13 protein-coding genes are annotated in these 15,838 nt (G+C 68.4%); 12 read left to right on the forward strand and 1 reads right to left on the reverse strand.

Annotated elements, in window-relative coordinates:
• Nucleotides 1–12: 12 nt before the first annotated feature.
• The 4 genes from murG to ftsZ all read left to right on the forward strand — a co-directional run bounded on the left by murG (nt 13) and on the right by ftsZ (nt 4,745).
• Nucleotides 13–1,128, forward strand: a complete 1,116-nt coding sequence (murG, locus tag ACWDXS_RS31590) for an undecaprenyldiphospho-muramoylpentapeptide beta-N-acetylglucosaminyltransferase (RefSeq protein ID WP_449971378.1) — start codon at nt 13–15, stop codon at nt 1,126–1,128.
• The gene (murC, locus tag ACWDXS_RS31595; RefSeq protein WP_378636691.1) at nt 1,125–2,639 is read left to right on the forward strand and encodes a UDP-N-acetylmuramate--L-alanine ligase; all 1,515 of its coding nucleotides are present in this window, start codon (nt 1,125–1,127) and stop codon (nt 2,637–2,639) included. Before murG ends, murC begins: the two co-directional genes overlap by 4 nt.
• 8 nt (nt 2,640–2,647) lie before the next feature.
• Nucleotides 2,648–3,325, forward strand: coding sequence for a cell division protein FtsQ/DivIB (locus ACWDXS_RS31600; protein ID WP_378992686.1), 678 nt, complete (start codon nt 2,648–2,650; stop codon nt 3,323–3,325).
• A gap of 160 nt (nt 3,326–3,485) precedes the next feature.
• A complete protein-coding gene (ftsZ, locus tag ACWDXS_RS31605; RefSeq protein WP_378992594.1) occupies nt 3,486–4,745 on the forward strand; it encodes a cell division protein FtsZ in 1,260 nt (419 codons plus the stop codon).
• 68 nt (nt 4,746–4,813) lie between these two features.
• Here the strand turns inward: ftsZ and ACWDXS_RS31610 are convergent, their stop codons facing one another.
• Nucleotides 4,814–5,359, reverse strand: a complete 546-nt coding sequence (locus ACWDXS_RS31610) for an LppU/SCO3897 family protein (RefSeq protein ID WP_378636696.1) — start codon at nt 5,357–5,359, stop codon at nt 4,814–4,816.
• Nucleotides 5,360–5,537: 178 nt separating this feature from the next.
• Between ACWDXS_RS31610 and ACWDXS_RS31615 the strand changes: the two genes are divergently transcribed.
• The 8 genes from ACWDXS_RS31615 (at nt 5,538) to ileS (ending at nt 15,809) form a co-directional block, all read left to right on the forward strand.
• Entirely contained in the window at nt 5,538–8,327 is a 2,790-nt protein-coding gene (locus ACWDXS_RS31615) for an AAA family ATPase (protein ID WP_449971383.1), read from the forward strand.
• A gap of 146 nt (nt 8,328–8,473) precedes the next feature.
• Nucleotides 8,474–9,205 (forward strand): peptidoglycan editing factor PgeF, encoded by a 732-nt coding sequence (pgeF, locus tag ACWDXS_RS31620; protein ID WP_378992596.1) that lies wholly within the window; start codon nt 8,474–8,476, stop codon nt 9,203–9,205.
• Nucleotides 9,202–9,933, forward strand: a complete 732-nt coding sequence (locus tag ACWDXS_RS31625) for a YggS family pyridoxal phosphate-dependent enzyme (RefSeq protein WP_379315101.1) — start codon at nt 9,202–9,204, stop codon at nt 9,931–9,933. The genes pgeF and ACWDXS_RS31625 overlap by 4 nt, the downstream gene beginning before the upstream one ends.
• A gap of 107 nt (nt 9,934–10,040) precedes the next feature.
• The gene (locus tag ACWDXS_RS31630) at nt 10,041–10,796 is read left to right on the forward strand and encodes a cell division protein SepF (RefSeq protein ID WP_449971387.1); all 756 of its coding nucleotides are present in this window, start codon (nt 10,041–10,043) and stop codon (nt 10,794–10,796) included.
• Nucleotides 10,797–10,885: 89 nt separating this feature from the next.
• Nucleotides 10,886–11,188, forward strand: coding sequence for a YggT family protein (locus ACWDXS_RS31635; protein ID WP_056816435.1), 303 nt, complete (start codon nt 10,886–10,888; stop codon nt 11,186–11,188).
• A 60-nt stretch (nt 11,189–11,248) separates the two neighbouring features.
• Nucleotides 11,249–12,106 (forward strand): DivIVA-like cell division protein Wag31, encoded by an 858-nt coding sequence (gene wag31 / locus ACWDXS_RS31640; RefSeq protein ID WP_378992599.1) that lies wholly within the window; start codon nt 11,249–11,251, stop codon nt 12,104–12,106.
• Nucleotides 12,107–12,195: 89 nt separating this feature from the next.
• Nucleotides 12,196–12,396 (forward strand): hypothetical protein, encoded by a 201-nt coding sequence (locus ACWDXS_RS31645; RefSeq protein ID WP_378636709.1) that lies wholly within the window; start codon nt 12,196–12,198, stop codon nt 12,394–12,396.
• A gap of 278 nt (nt 12,397–12,674) precedes the next feature.
• Nucleotides 12,675–15,809 carry an isoleucine--tRNA ligase gene (ileS, locus tag ACWDXS_RS31650; protein ID WP_379312909.1) on the forward strand — a complete coding sequence of 1,045 codons (3,135 nt, stop codon included), beginning with the start codon at nt 12,675–12,677 and terminating at the stop codon, nt 15,807–15,809.
• Nucleotides 15,810–15,838: the final 29 nt, after the last annotated feature.

Below are 15,838 nucleotides of genomic sequence, written 5' to 3' on the forward strand. Positions count from 1 at the left end.
AGGTAGATCCAGGTGAGTAACCCGCGATCCGGGTTGTCGGTGATCGTCGCAGGCGGAGGAACCGCAGGCCACATCGAACCCGCGCTGGCTGTCGCCGACGCGCTGCGCAGACTCGACGACTCGATCCGGGTGACCGCCTTGGGTACCGAGCGTGGACTCGAGACGAAACTGGTGCCCGAACGCGGGTACCCCCTGGAGCTGATCCCGCCGGTGCCGTTGCCGCGCAAGCCCTCCGCCGACCTGCTGCGGCTGCCCGGCCGGGTACTCGCCTCGGTCAAGGCCACCAGGGCGGTGATCGACGACGTGCAGGCCGACGTGATCATCGGGTTCGGCGGCTACGTCGCGCTGCCCGCGTATCTCGCCGCGCGCGGCGGGCTGTTCGGTCGCAAGCGCAAGGTACCGGTGATCGTGCACGAGGCCAACGCGAAGGCCGGCGTCGCCAACAAGGTCGGCGCGAAACTCGCCGCGAAAGTGCTCGCCGCTGTTCCGGATTCGGGGCTGGCGGGCGCGCAGGTCGTCGGCATTCCGGTGCGTGCGTCCATCACCGGACTCGACCGTGCCGCGTTGCGCGCCGAAGCTCGCGCGCACTTCGGCCTGCCCTCGGAGGGGCCGGTGCTGCTGGTGTTCGGTGGTTCGCAGGGCGCGCGCAGCCTCAACGAGGCCGTCTCCGGCGCCGCACCGCAACTCGCGGCCGCGGGCGTCTCGGTGCTGCACGCGCACGGCCCCAAGAACAGCGTCGAGGTGAGCACCGCCGACGCGCCCGCCCCCTATGTGGCGGTGCCCTACCTGTCGCGGATGGACCTGGCCTACGCCGCCGCCGACGCGGTGGTGTGCCGATCCGGTGCGATGACCGTGGCCGAGGTGTCGGCGGTCGGCCTGCCCGCCTTCTACGTGCCGCTGCCGCACGGCAACGGTGAACAGGAATTCAACGCCCGACCAGTGGTCGCGCAAGGTGGTGGCACAATTGTGGCCGACGCCGAGCTGACCCCGAAATACGTGATCGATGAGGTGATTCCGCTGCTGCTCGACCCCGCTCGACTCGCGCAGATGAGCCGCGCCGCCGCAGGCGCAGGCCATCGCGACGCTGCCGACACGGTGGCCAGGATCGTCACCGAGGTCGCCCGATGAGCGAGCCGGACCAGCAGATCGGGGAGTCCGCGGGCGCGGCCCTGCCACCCGAACTCGAACGCGTGCACATGGTCGGCATCGGTGGTGCGGGCATGTCCGGTATCGCGCGCATCCTGCTCTCGCGCGGCGGCAAGGTCTCCGGCTCCGATGCCCGCGAGAGCCGTGGGGTGCTGTCGCTGCGGGCCCGTGGCGCCGAGGTGCGCATCGGGCACGCCGCCGACGCGCTCGACCTGCTGCCCGGCGGCCCGACGGTCGTGGTCACCACCTACGCCGCCATTCCGAAGACCAACCCCGAACTGGTCGAGGCGAATCGGCGCGACATCCCCGTGCTGATGCGCCCGACCGTGCTCGCCGCGCTGATGCGCGGGCACAGGACCCTGCTGGTCTCGGGCACCCACGGCAAGACCTCGACCACCTCGATGCTGATCGTCACGCTGCAGCACTGCGGCGCCGACCCGTCGTTCGCGGTCGGTGGTGAGCTCAACGAGGCGGGCACCAACGCCCACCACGGCAGCGGTGACATCTTCGTCGCCGAAGCCGACGAGTCCGACGGCTCACTGCTGCAATACGACCCGGACGTCGCGGTGGTCACCAATATCGAATCCGACCATCTGGACTACTTCGGCACCGACGAGGCCTACATCCAGGTCTTCGACGACTTCGCCGACCGGCTGGCCCCCGGCGGCCTGCTGGTGGTGTGTCTCGACGATCCCGGTTCGCTCGCCTTGGCCCAGCGCGTCGCGCCGCGCATGGCCGAACGCGGGATCGAGGTCCTCGGTTACGGATCGGGCGATCTCGATGACGCGCCCGTGCCCGTCGGCGCGCGGCTGCTCGACTGGCAGCCGCGCGATGTCGGCGGCATCGTGGAGTTCCAGCTCGACGGCGAGACCATCCCGCGGTCGTTGCGCCTGTCGGTGCCCGGCAGGCACATGGCCCTCAACGCGCTGGCCGCGCTGCTCGCCGCCCGTGCCACCGGCGCCGACATCGACGAGATCGTGCAGGGTCTGGAGGGATTCGGCGGCGTGCATCGCCGGTTCCAGTTCACCGGCCGGGAGAACGGGGTGCGCGTCTTCGACGATTACGCCCATCACCCCACCGAGGTCCGTGCGGTGCTGGAGGCCGCCGCGCAACTGGTCGCCCAGGAAGCGCGGGACGGCGCTCGCCTGCAGCGTGGCCGGGTGATCGTGGTGTTCCAGCCGCATCTGTACAGCCGCACCGCCACTTTCGCCACGGAGTTCGGCACCGCGTTGAGCCTGGCCGACGAGGTGGTCGTTCTCGACGTCTACGGCGCGAGGGAAGACCCGTTGCCCGGCGTCAACGGCGCGCTGGTCGCCCAGTCGGTGACCACACCCGTGCACTACCAGCCGGATATGTCCAAGGTCGGCAAGCAAGTCGCCGCGCTGGCGGGCGACGGTGACGTCGTGATCACCATGGGCGCGGGCGATGTGACGATGCTCGGCAGCCAGATCCTCGACGGCCTGCGGGCCAGGCCGCAGCAGGGCGGCCGGTGAGATTGCCGATGCCCGCCGCGCGCGGGTGGCACGGCTACCGTCTCTGGACGGTGGTCGGGGTGGTCGTGGTGAGCCTGCTGGTGGTGCTGGCCTGGTTCACACCGGCGTTGTCGGTGCGCACGGTGCGCGTCGACGGGCTGTCGGCGGTACCGGAGGCCGACGTGCGTGGTCGGCTCGAAATTCCGGACGGGCGTTCGATGTTACGGATCGATACCACCGCGATCGCCCAGCGCGTCGCCGCGATCCCGAAGGTGCGTTCGGTCCGGGTGCAGCGTAAATTCCCCTCGACAGTGCTGGTCACCGTCGTGGAGCGAACACCGGTGGTGTACTTCGACGCGCCGGACGGCGCCCATCTGGTCGACGCCGAGAGCGTCGAATTCGCGATCGAGCCCGAATCACCCATCGGAGTCCCGAAACTGCTCACCGAGGGCTCGTTCACCGGGCCCGCGGCGGCCAGGGCCGCGGTGGATGTGCTGGTCACCCTGCCACCCGCCTTGTCGGTGCAGGTGGGCGAGGTTGTCGCACGGTCGATTTCGGACGTCTCGCTGAGCCTTCGCGATGGCAGGAAGGTAGTGTGGGGCGGCACGGGCGACGGTGAGCGCAAAGCTGCTGTCGTGTTGCCACTACTGACCCGTGAGGGGACCGTGTTCGACGTTTCGAGTCCGAATCTGGTCACGGTAAAGTGAGCGACATTCTTTGTGGCACAAGATTCTGGCTCTCATCTCGGCGCGCCTGCGCCGGGATCGCAGTGGCTGCGAATAGCGTTCCGCAGCAGTCGGATACTTGACATAACGCCAACCCTATGGTTGAGGTTGAGGGTTTAAGATCGAAGGAAGGCGAGAGCCCATGACGCCCCCGCACAACTACCTTGCAGTGATCAAGGTCGTCGGTATCGGCGGCGGCGGCGTGAACGCCGTCAACCGAATGATCGAACAGGGACTCAAGGGAGTCGAGTTCATCGCGGTCAATACCGACGCGCAAGCCCTGCTGATGAGCGATGCCGACGTCAAACTCGATGTCGGTCGTGAGCTCACCCGAGGCCTCGGTGCCGGAGCCGATCCGGAAGTCGGCCGCAAGGCCGCAGAGGACCACAAGGACGAGATCGAAGAGGTGCTCAAGGGCGCCGACATGGTCTTCGTCACGGCGGGCGAGGGTGGTGGCACCGGTACCGGTGGCGCCCCCGTCGTCGCCAGCATCGCCCGCAAGTTGGGCGCCCTGACTATAGGGGTCGTCACCCGGCCGTTCTCCTTCGAAGGAAAACGGCGCGGGAACCAGGCCGAGGTAGGGATCAACCTGCTTCGCGAGTCGTGCGACACCCTCATCGTCATTCCGAACGACCGGCTGCTGCAGCTGGGCGACGCCGCGGTGAGTCTGATGGACGCCTTCCGCTCCGCGGATGAGGTGCTACTCAACGGTGTTCAGGGTATTACCGACCTGATCACCACCCCGGGCCTGATCAACGTCGACTTCGCCGACGTCAAGAGCGTGATGTCGGGTGCCGGATCGGCACTCATGGGCATCGGCTCGGCGCGGGGCGAGGGACGTTCGGTGAAGGCGGCCGAGACGGCGATCAACTCGCCGTTGCTCGAAGCCTCCATGGACGGCGCGCACGGCGTGCTGCTCTCGATCGCGGGCGGTTCCGACCTCGGGCTGTTCGAGATCAACGAGGCGGCTTCGCTGGTGCAGGAGGCGGCCCACATCGAGGCCAACATCATCTTCGGTACGGTCATCGACGATTCGCTCGGCGACGAGGTGCGAGTCACCGTCATCGCCGCGGGATTCGACGGTGGCGGCCCGTCTCGGCGGAGTTCGGAGCCCAGCGCGGTCACGACCAGCCGGACCGGGGTGAACCCCATCGGTTCCGGCCGCGCGGGCGAGATCGGCCAGGGACGTCCGTCGGAGGCGCCGTCGCGTCCCACCGAGCCCGCCACGGCCGGGGTGTCCGGTGGCCGGGCCGCCGCGCCGAACTACCGCGATACCGAGCGGTACCGGGAGTCGGAGCGTCAGCGGGTCACCGAGCGCGCGATGAACCAGGTCAACAACCCGGAAGTGCGCGAAGGTGACGACGACGACGAGATCAACGTCCCGGACTTCATGCGTCGATAAGCGTTCGCAGACACGAAAAGCGCCCGAACTCCTGTCGAGTTCGGGCGCTTTCGCGTGCTGGGCGGGGATCAGCCCTTGGCGCTGCCGAGGCAGTAAGTGATCTTCGGATCATTGACCACGAGCACTTGGTCGGCGTCCTCGCCGCACAGCTGCTCGTCGACCTGACCGTCGACGCGGGTGACGACCTTGAAGCTGGCGTCGGACGCGGTGCACGGCACGAACTTGTAGCCGGTCATCATGCCCTCGTTGTAGCAGCTGCCCTCCTTGAAGTTCGGGGCCAGACAGAGGAACGCGACCGTGCCGCCGCTGCCGAAGGTCTCCTCGTAGGAGGTGTAGTCCTCGTGGCACTCGACCTTCTTGTCGTGGACCTGCACGACCTGGTAGACGGCGTTCTCGGCCGAGCACGGGACCGGCTCGGTCTTGGAGTCGATCACCGACGCCGAGATCACGTTGATGCACTCACCGACCTTCGAGCGGGCGGTGTCGGACTTGCTCGCGTCCTTGGCGACCTCGGTGACCTTGTCCACGGCCGAGCAACTCGCGGCACCGAGTGCCGCGACCGCCAGCAGTGCGAGCGAGAACCGCGAAACCATTCCCTTGCCGGTGAACGTCATGCGAACCTTCTTTCTGCAGAACCTCACCGCGGACCCTTCGGCGGTGTAGGCCCCGATCACCCAACCTCACCCGGCGCCGGCGAGCATCCGGGAAACCACGGTAATTTCGCCGCGGTGGCACCGTTATGCTCTGATCCGGCCGTCCACGGCCGATCTCGCCAGTGAGGTACGGAGTGTCATGTTCGAACGCGCATTCGTCGGCCGTGCCGCCGAACTCGCCGCGCTGACCACGACTTTCACCGGCCCGGACGCGCCCTGGTTGCTGCTGGTCGACGGACCGGCCGGAATCGGCAAGTCCCGCTTGATCGCCGAGTTCGTCGGCGCGGCCCGCTGCCGGGTCCTGGTGGTCACCAGCGCCGAGGACGCCCAGTCGCAGCCGCACTATCTCGCCGATGACATCGTCGAGCAGCTGGGTGAGGGCGCGGGTGATGCGTCCGCGGCGGCACCCAAGACCTCGGGAGTGACGCCGGATTCACGCGACCCGGCCGATCTGGTTCGCCATGTGCGGCGTGCGCTCGGCGCGGTCGAGACCCTGCTCGTCGTCGACGACGCGCAGTGGGCAGACCTGGAATCGGTGCGGCTGCTCGCCTTTCTGATCCGGAACCGCCCCGCGCGGGGATTCCGCCTGCTGCTCTGCTTCCGCGACGGCGGTTGCCCACCGTCGATCGCCCGATCGGTCCGCGCGCCGCGGGTGCGGACAGTGCACGTGCGGGTTCCACCGTTCACCGAGGCCGATGTCGACGGGTTGCTGCCGGGGGAGGACCCGGGTCGGCGGGCCAGATTGTTCGCCGCGTCCCAGGGCAACCCGCTGTACCTGACGCTGCTCGCCGATCTGCCCGACCGCGAATTGGATCGGGCATTGCAGGGGGAGGAACCCGACCCCGCGTCGAACGATTTCGCGGCGCTGGACCGGACGATCCGCGCCGAACTGGCCCAGCTTCCGGATACCGAGCGGCTGGTAGCGCAGGCCATCGCGGTGTGTGGACTGCCCCCTGACCTCGAATTATTGTGCTCGACAGCCGATCTCGCGGAGGGCGCCGTGGCCGCGGCGGTAGACGGGCTGGTTCGGCGCGGAGTGGTCAGCATCGGTGACGGCGCGGTGACGTTCGCGCATCCGCTGATTCGCACGGCCGCCTACCGGCTGTCCGGCCAGGGCTGGCGAGCGCTGGCGCACCGCAGGGCCGCGCTCGCACTGCGCGCACGTGGCGCGTCGATGCCCTCGCGCGCGCGTCATCTCGAGCACACGCTCCTCGGCGCCGACGAGATCGCGGGCGCGGAACTGCGACTGGCCGCCGCACAGGTGCTCGCCGACGCCCCGGCGGCGAGCGCCCGCTGGCTTTCGGCCGCCGCGCGGATCGCGCCCGCGACCGACGACCCACTCGCCGCCGCCCTGGCACTGGGCCGGGCGCAATTGCTGTCCGGCGCGGCCGCGCGAGCGGTGGAGACCCTCGAACCGGCTGCCGCCACCGCGGGTCGGCACCAGCTGGAGGCGCTGCTGCTGTCAGCCCGTTGCGCGCGCATGCTCGGTCGCGTCGACCAGGCGCGCACGCTGCTGGCGCACGGTGCGACGCTGCCTCGCCGCCCCGGCGACGGACCCGTGCAACTGGAACTCGCGATCCTGGAAATGCAGGATCGCCAGGACTCCGAAGGCCAGGCCCGCCTCACCGCGTTGTTCGACTCCGACGCCATCGACGACCCGGCCGTTCGCGCCGCCGCGACAGCCTTGCGCTGTCTCGGTCTCCTGGCCGACGCGCGCATCGCCGAGGCCGCCCAGCTCTACGACCCCTGTGGCCGAGCGTTCGGCCTGCTCACCGACACAGTCCTGCGTGAGGTGGTCCACGCCGCCCCCGCGTTCGGCTGGTGCGCCTACTTCCTCGACCGCGATGCCGACGGCCTGCACCACCTGGACCGTGCGATCGCGGTGAGCCGCCGCTTCGGCCGCACCTACGCTCTCGCCGAACTCCACACGGTTCGCGCCTACTCGCTGGCCAAACTCGGCCGTCTCCACGACGCCATCGCCGCCGCCGATGAAGCCACCGACGCGGCGACCACCTTCGGCTATCCCGACCTGGTCTCCTTCGCAGGCGCGCTGAAACTGCGCACTCTCCAACTGAGCGCCCCGCCGGCGGCGGTAACCACCCAGTGGCACATCGTTTCCGCGCTCACACGCCCCACCGTGCGCTGGTGGCGCCAGGTGGTGGAGACAACCCTCACCGAAGTCGGCCGAACCCTGGACCTGCCCGCCTGCGCACCCCCACCCCAGAACGGCCGACCCGGCCCGCTCACGCCGACACACCTGTCCCGGGCCGCCCGCGCCGCGATAGCCGCCGGCGACCTCGCCGCCGCCGCCGACCTGGTCGCTCGTGCCGAAGCGGCCGCCGCGGCGACGAGTCACGCCGTCCACCTCGGCGAGCATTCCGTCGCGACCGTGCGGATCACCCCGAGCGGGGACCTCGGCAGTCAGGTGGGTGCGGCCGCGCTGGCGCGGGCCGAGTACTCCGCGGCCACGGGCGAGGTGGCCGTCGCGGCAGCGGCTGCCGAGGCAGCGGTCGCGGCGTTCGCGCGTGCCGGAATGGTGGTGAACCGGGCACAGGCCGAGTTGATCGCCGGTGTCATCGCGGGCAGATGTGGTGATTTCGGTCGCGCGACCAGTCGATTCGCCTCCGCACGCGCTGTCTTTCTCGCCACCGGTGCCACCCGTCTGCTCGACGAGGTGACCACCGAACAACGTCGTCTCGCAGGTGCCCAGCGTGTCGGTCCCCCGGCCGCACTGACCCGGCGCGAACGCGAAGTCGCCGAGCTGGCCGCCAACGGCCACACCAACAAGGCCATCGCCGAGCACCTCTGCCTCAGCCCCCGCACCGTCGAGGACCATCTCAGCCGAGTACTGCGCAAACTGGGACTGGCCGGCCGCGCGGGCATCGCGCGCAAGCTCGGCGAGCTCGACATCGCGGAGTCCGCCGGGTGACCGGGCGCGCGGTGATCGCCGTGGCGGTCGACGGCGCCGGTCCGTTCGGTGAGGTCGAGCACCTGTCGGCCCAGTCGTTTCGGGCTTGACCGACGTCACTGCGCGCGATGACCGCCCGACCCGGTGACCGCACTACGCTCGAACACATGACTTCCGCACCTCCTACCGTGACCGTTCGCCGGGTGACCACCACCCGCGCCGGTGGCTTCTCCGCCGCGCCCTACGACTCGTTCAACCTGGGTGACCACGTCGGTGACGATCCGGAAGCTGTGCGCCGTAACAGGATTCGGCTGGCCGAGGGCATCGGCCTCACTCCCGACCGGCTGGTGTGGATGGAGCAGGTCCACGGGCGCACTGTCGAGATCGTCGACGGGCCGCGCGCCGAACCGGTGCCGGTGACCGACGCGCTGGTCACGACCGTGCCGGGACTGGCGCTGGTGGTACTCACCGCCGACTGCGTGCCGATCCTGCTCTCCGACGACGAGGCCGGCGTCATCGCCGCCGTGCACGCGGGCCGCATCGGCGCCCGGATCGGCATCGTGCCGCGCGTCCTGGACGCGATGGTGTCGGTCGGCGCCCGTGTCGACCGCATCGGCGCCTTCCTCGGCCCCGCCGCCTCGGGTCGTCAGTACGAGGTCCCCGCCGCGATGCGCGCCGACGTGGAAGCCCACCTGCCCGGCAGCGCGACCACGACCGTTCGGAAAACTCCCGGTCTCGACCTGCGCGCGGGCATCCGCCGACAGCTCACCGAGGCGGGTGTCGCCGGAATCGCCGTAGACCCCCGCTGCACCATCGAGGACAAAACCCTGTTCAGCCACCGCCGCGGCGCCCCCACCGGCCGCATCGCCGGCGTGATCTGGATGGATCCCGCCGCATGACGACCGAAACCGCGACGGACCGCACCGCGGAGCTCTCGGCCCGCCTCGACGGGCTGCTCGCGCGCGTCGACGCCGCCGTCGACGCCGCCCGGCGCCCGGCGGGCTCGGTCCGTCTGCTCCCGGTGACGAAGTTCTTCCCCGCCACCGATGTGGCCATCCTGTACGCCCTCGGACGGCGCGAATTCGGCGAGTCGCGCGAGCAGGAAGCCTCGGCGAAGGTCGACCAGCTGGCCTACGACGATGTCGAATGGCACATGATCGGTCGTTTACAACGCAACAAGGCGCGCTCGGTCGCGCGCTGGGCACACACCGTGGCCTCGGTCGACAGCGAACGTCTGGCAAATGCCCTGGACCGGGCGGCGCAGGACGCACTCGCAGCCGGCGAGCGTATCGCGCCGCTGCGGGTGCTGCTGCAGGTGAGCCTGGACGCCGATCCCGGACGCGGGGGTGTCGCACCGGCCGATCTGCTCGCCCTGGCCGACCTGGTAGCGAAGGCGCCCGGACTGCATCTGGCCGGTCTGATGGCGATTCCGCCCCTTGACGCCCCGAGTGATGTGTCGTTTGCGAATCTTGCGACATTGCACACTTCGCTGCTCGCGCAACACGCCGAAGCCACCGAACTTTCTGCAGGTATGTCGGGTGATTTGGAGATTGCGGTCGAACACGGTTCGACGTGCGTGCGTGTCGGAACCGCCCTGATGGGCGCGCGACCGATAACCTCGGCGTAGCAAAGAAACCTCACCAGTCACATTCGACACATACGATTGGGCTGAAGAGGCGCTGAGCAAGAACTTCAACACCCGGCCGCCACCGGGGCCGAAGGAAGGTCGACCAGATGAGTACCCTGCATAAGTTCAAGGCGTACTTCGGCATGGTTCCGCTCGATGAGTACGAAGACGACTACGTCGACGATCATGCCCCTCGCGGCGTCGAGGAGCGCGCTGGCCGCGTTCGTCCGCGCAGCTACGACCGTTATGCCGAAGACCGCTACGGCGCCGACCGTTTCGAGGACGAGGCCGACGACTTCCCGCAGCCGGCGTACAAGTCGGCCTATCAGGCGCGTCGCGACGACTATGTCGCCGACACCTACGCCGACGATCGCTACGAGACGCCGCGTCGCCCCACCAGGATCGAAACGGCGCCGTCGTCGGGCCGGTCCTTCCGGGCAGGCGGTGTCGCACGCGGTATGCGCGGCTCCACTCGTGGTGCGCTCGCGGTCGATCCCGACGCCGAGGAGCGCAGGCTGGAGGAGCGCTTGCGCCCCGAGCCCGCACCCGCGCGGCGTCCTGGGATCTTCGAGGACGGAGGTCCCTTGTCCAAGATCACCACGCTGCGTCCGCGCGATTACAGCGAGGCCAGGATCATCGGTGAACGGTTCCGCGAAGGGAATCCGGTCATCATGGACCTGGTCGACCTGAGCAATGCCGATGCCAAAAGGCTGGTCGATTTCGCGGCCGGACTCGCTTTCGCGCTGCGTGGTTCGTTCGACAAGGTGGCGACGAAGGTGTTCCTGCTCTCACCGGCCGATGTCGACGTATCAGCGGAAGAACGCCGCCGCATCGCCGAAAACGGCTTCTACAACCAGAAATAGAGAACACACACCGGATACCGAGATGGCCGCCCGCGCACTGCGCGGCGCGGCCATTTTGCACCATGCCGATTTTGCGGCAGAGTGAAGCCGTGGCCCTGTTCGCGGTTCTGTACCTCGTGCTTTTCATCTTCTGGCTGTTGCTCATCAGTCGGGTGATCGTGGAGTTCATTCGCAGTTTCGCGCGCGACTGGCGCCCGACCGGTGTGGTGGTGATCGTCCTCGAGGTGATCTTCACCGTTACCGACCCCCCGGTGAAACTGCTGAGGCGGTTGATACCTCCTGTGAATCTCGGGGGGATTCGTCTCGATCTTTCGATAATGGTCCTGCTCTTCCTCGTCTTCATCCTGATGTCGATCGTGGGTAGGCTCGGTCAGCCCGTGACCTCCGTGTGACACAATGAATCGAGAAGACCGCTTGCTAGTTCTCCAAAAGACGCGTGAAGGGATCCTTCGATGCCGCTGACTCCTGCCGATGTGCACAACGTCGCGTTCAGCAAACCGCCGATCGGTAAGCGCGGCTACAACGAGGACGAGGTCGATGCCTTCCTGGATCTCGTCGAACAGGAGCTTTCGCGCCTGATCGAGGAGAACGCCGACCTGCGTCAGCGGGTCGCCGAACTCGACACCGAGCTGGCCGACGCCAAGAAGAACCGTGGTCCTGCCCCGGTCAGCGCCGCGAAGGCGCCCGTACAGCAGGCACCTCCTCCCGCGCCGGAACCTGTTCCGCAGCCGGTTCCCGTCGCGCCGCCCGCCCCGATGCCCGTCGCGGCGCCGGCGCAGAACAACGGCCCGGACGCGAACATGCAGGCCGCGAAGGTGCTCACCCTGGCGCAGGAGATGGCCGACCGCCTCACCACCGACGCCAAGACCGAGGCCGAGGGTCTGCTCTCGAACGCGCGAGCAAACTCCGAGCGACTGGTCGGCGACGCTCGCACCCGTTCGGAAGCGATGATCGCCGACGCGCGTCAGAAGTCCGACGCGATGCTGGCCGACGCGCAGAACCGCTCCGACACCCAGATCCGGCAAGCCAAGGACAAGGCGGAGGCGCTCACCGCCGACGCCGAGCGTCAGCACGCCGAGATCATGGCCACGATCACTCAGCAGCGCACGGTGCTGGAAAGCCGCATCGAGCAGCTGAAGACCTTCGAGCGCGAGTACCGCGTGCGCCTGAAGTCCTACCTGGAATCGCAGCTGGAAGAGCTCGAGAACCGTGGGTCGGCCGTGCCGGTCGACGGCGGCGAGTTCGCGGGCGAAACCAACGGTTCGGCCAACAGTCTGGCTCCGGCTTCCTTCGCCAAGGGCGGCAAGTAAACTGGTTCCCGAGTCGCGCGACGCAGCGCGTCGCGTGATTCGGGAATGCCCAGTTATCGTCGGGCTGCTCGGTTGGCTTGGGAGTCACCATGCTCGTCTTGACGCTTGTTCTAGCGGCGATCGGCTTCGGACTGCTCGTCGCAGCGCTCGCCACCGGTTCGGTGGTGTGGGCGTGGGGGTGCATTCTGATCTGCGTAGTCGGTGCCGCGAGTTTGCTCGTGAGCGCGCTGGCCACCCGAAAACCCGAGAGCGAACCGGCCTCACCCGGCCGACACGCCCGGCGGAACTGAGCGGCGCGGAATATCCACTGGACGCACCCGGTTAGAATCGAACTACACATGGCGCTGATCCGGCTATCACCGGGGAGCCTTCGGAAGAACGGCGCGTCAGCGCTCAGTAGAACCGAACGGGTGAGCCCGTCACAGCTCACACAACGAGAGGCCTGAACCCTTCGCAGGGAGTGGATCAGGCAAACGGGGTGGTACCGCGGTACGGCGCACCGGCGCCGACATCGTCCCCGTGCCCACATTCCGCGCTCACGGCGCGGCGGCACGAGGAGCAATCCGCGATGGCGGACGAGACAACTACCGGTAGCGCATACCCCCGGGTCGATTTCGGCGCGGCGTCGGGCGCGACGTTCCCGGAGCTCGAAACCCAGGTGCTCGACTACTGGGCCCGCGACGACACCTTCCGCGCCAGCATCGACAACCGCGACGGTGAGGGTGAGTTCGTCTTCTACGACGGTCCGCCGTTCGCCAACGGTCTGCCGCACTACGGCCACCTGCTGACCGGCTACGTCAAGGACCTGATCCCGCGCTTCCAGACCATGCGCGGCAAGAAGGTCGACCGCCGCTTCGGCTGGGACACCCACGGTCTGCCCGCCGAGATCGAAGCCGAGAAGCAGCTCGGCATCACCGACAAGGCCCAGATCGACGAGATGGGGCTGGCCGAGTTCAACGCCGCCTGTAAGTCGTCGGTGCTGCGCTACACCGGTGAGTGGCGCGACTACGTCACCCGCCAGGCCCGCTGGGTCGACTTCGACAACGACTACAAGACCCTCGACCTCGACTTCATGGAGTCGGTCATGTGGGCGTTCAAGTCGCTGCACGAGAAGGGCCTGATCTACCAGGGCTTCCGCGTGCTGCCCTACAGCTGGTACGAGCAGACGCCGCTGTCGAACCAGGAGACCCGCCTCGACGACGCGTACAAGATGCGTCAGGACCCCGCGGTCACCGTCGACATGCGCCTGTCCGTCCCCGCCGAGCACCCCTTCGCCGCGCTGGACGGCGCGAACGCGCTGATCTGGACCACCACGCCGTGGACCCTCCCGTCCAACCTCGCGATCGCGGTGCACCCCGACGTGCGCTATGTGCACGTGCGCGGCGCCGACGACAAGCGCTACCTGCTCGCCGCCGAGCGTCTGTCGCACTACAGCCGCGAACTGGGCGAGGAGCCGGAGGTGCTCGGCGAGTACGACGGCGCGGCGCTGGCCGATCTGTCCTACGCCCCGCCGTTCGACTTCTTCGTCGGCCACCCGAACTCGCACCGCGTGCTCACCGCCGACTACGTCACCACCGACTCCGGCACCGGAATCGTCCACCTCGCACCGGCTTTCGGTGAAGAGGACATGGACGTGGCCACGGCCAACGGCATCGAGATCGTCCAGCCACTCGACCCGGCGGGCAAGTTCACCTCGATGGTGCCGCCGTACGAGGGTCTGATGGTCTTCGACGCCAACCCGGTGATCATCAAGGATCTCAAGGCCGCCGGAAAGCTGTTGCGGCACGAGACGATCGAGCACTCGTACCCGCACAGCTGGCGCTCCGGTCAGCCGCTGATCTATATGGCCGTGCCGTCCTGGTTCGTCGCGGTCACCAAGTTCCGCGACCGGATGGTGGAGCTGAACCAGCAGATCAGCTGGGTGCCCGAGCACATCCGCGACGGACAGTTCGGTAAGTGGCTCGAAGGTGCGCGCGACTGGAACATCAGCCGAAACCGCTACTGGGGCAGCCCGATCCCGGTCTGGGTCTCCGACGATCCGGCCTACCCGCGCGTGGACGTCTACGGTTCGCTGGACCAGCTCGAGGCCGACTTCGGCGTGCGCCCCACCGACCTGCACCGCCCGCACATCGACGATCTCACCCGGCCCAATCCCGATGACCCGACCGGGAATTCGACGATGCGCCGGGTCCCCGAGGTGCTCGACTGCTGGTTCGAGTCGGGCTCGATGCCCTACGCCCAGGTGCACTACCCGTTCGAGAACAAGGAGTGGTTCGACAGCCACTTCCCCGGCGATTTCATCGTCGAGTACAACGGGCAGACGCGCGGCTGGTTCTACACCCTGCACGTGCTCTCCACCGCGCTGTTCGACTCGCCGTCGTTCAAAACCGTGGCCGCGCACGGCATCGTGCTCGGTGAGGACGGCCTCAAGATGTCGAAGTCGAAGGGCAACTACCCCGACGTCAACGAGGTCTTCGACCGCGACGGTTCCGACGCCATGCGCTGGTTCCTGATGAGCTCGCCCATCCTGCGTGGCGGCAATCTCATCGTCACCGAGCGTGGCATCCGCGAGGGCGTGAGCCATGCGATGCGGCCGCTGTGGAACGCGTGGACCTTCCTGCAGCTCTACGCCTCGAAGCCCGGTGTGTGGCGCACGGATTCACCGAACGTGCTCGATCGCTACATCCTCGCCAAACTCGCGGTCACCCGCGACGTGGTCACCGAGGCCCTGGAAACCTACGACATCGCCGGTGCCGCCGACGAGTTGCGTGGGTTCGCCGACGCGCTCACCAATTGGTATGTGCGCCGGTCGCGTTCGCGGTTCTGGTCCGAGGATCGCGACGCGGTCGACACCCTGCACACGGTGCTGGAAGTGGTCACCCGGCTCGCCGCGCCGCTGCTGCCGCTGATCACCGAGGTGATCTGGCGGGGGCTCACCGGCGAGCGTTCGGTGCACCTCACCGACTGGCCGACCGAGACCGAGCTGCCGCACGATCCCGAACTCGTCGCCGCCATGGACGAGGTGCGGGTGGTGTGCTCGACGGTGCTGAGCCTGCGCAAGGCGCAGAACCTGCGGGTGCGGCTGCCCCTGGCCGAGGTCACCATCGCCGCGGCCGATGCCGAGCGGCTCGCGCCGTTCACCGAGCTGATCGCCGACGAGGTCAACGTCAAGAAGGTCGACCTGACCACCGACGTCTCCGCGCACGGCCGGTTCGAGCTGGTCGTGAACGCGCGCGCCGCGGGACCGCGCATCGGCAAGCAGGTCCAGACGGTGATCAAGGCCGTGAAGGCGGGGGAGTGGAGCGAGTCCGCCGACGGTGTCGTCACCGCCGCCGGGATCACCCTGCTGCCCGAGGAGTACACCCAGCGTCTGGTGGCCGCCGAACCCGAGTTCACTGCCGCCCTGCCCGGCAATGCCGGCCTGGTGGTGCTGAACTCGGTGGTCACCGAGGAGCTCGAGGCCGAGGGCTGGGCCCGCGACCTGATCCGCGACCTGCAGGAAACCCGCAAGTCGCAGGGTCTGGAGGTGTCCGACCGGATCAGTGTGGTGCTGGACGTGCCCGCGGAGCGGGCCGAGTGGGCCGCGACCCACCGGGACCTGATCGCCGGGGAAATCCTCGCCACCACACTGACTTTCGGTGACGCCGGTGCCGATGCCGCCGAGATCACGGGCGGCGTGAAGGTATCGGTCGCGAAGGTCTAGTACGTCGGGACACGAAAAAGGGCGGGACC

This window comes from Nocardia sp. NPDC003183 (assembly GCF_053590715.1).

Excerpts from the sequence above, each read along its gene's own strand:
- murC (WP_378636691.1), top strand. The coding sequence starts at position 1,125 with ATGAGCGAGCCGGACCAGCAGATCGGGGAGTCCGCGGGCGCGGCCCTG.
- ACWDXS_RS31600 (WP_378992686.1), top strand. The coding sequence starts at position 2,648 with ATGCCCGCCGCGCGCGGGTGGCACGGCTACCGTCTCTGGACGGTGGTC.
- ftsZ (WP_378992594.1), top strand. The coding sequence starts at position 3,486 with ATGACGCCCCCGCACAACTACCTTGCAGTGATCAAGGTCGTCGGTATC.
- ACWDXS_RS31610 (WP_378636696.1), bottom strand. The coding sequence starts at position 5,359 with ATGACGTTCACCGGCAAGGGAATGGTTTCGCGGTTCTCGCTCGCACTG.
- ACWDXS_RS31615 (WP_449971383.1), top strand. The coding sequence starts at position 5,538 with ATGTTCGAACGCGCATTCGTCGGCCGTGCCGCCGAACTCGCCGCGCTG.
- pgeF (WP_378992596.1), top strand. The coding sequence starts at position 8,474 with ATGACTTCCGCACCTCCTACCGTGACCGTTCGCCGGGTGACCACCACC.
- ACWDXS_RS31625 (WP_379315101.1), top strand. The coding sequence starts at position 9,202 with ATGACGACCGAAACCGCGACGGACCGCACCGCGGAGCTCTCGGCCCGC.
- ACWDXS_RS31630 (WP_449971387.1), top strand. The coding sequence starts at position 10,041 with ATGAGTACCCTGCATAAGTTCAAGGCGTACTTCGGCATGGTTCCGCTC.
- wag31 (WP_378992599.1), top strand. The coding sequence starts at position 11,249 with ATGCCGCTGACTCCTGCCGATGTGCACAACGTCGCGTTCAGCAAACCG.
- ACWDXS_RS31645 (WP_378636709.1), top strand. The coding sequence starts at position 12,196 with ATGCTCGTCTTGACGCTTGTTCTAGCGGCGATCGGCTTCGGACTGCTC.
- ileS (WP_379312909.1), top strand. The coding sequence starts at position 12,675 with ATGGCGGACGAGACAACTACCGGTAGCGCATACCCCCGGGTCGATTTC.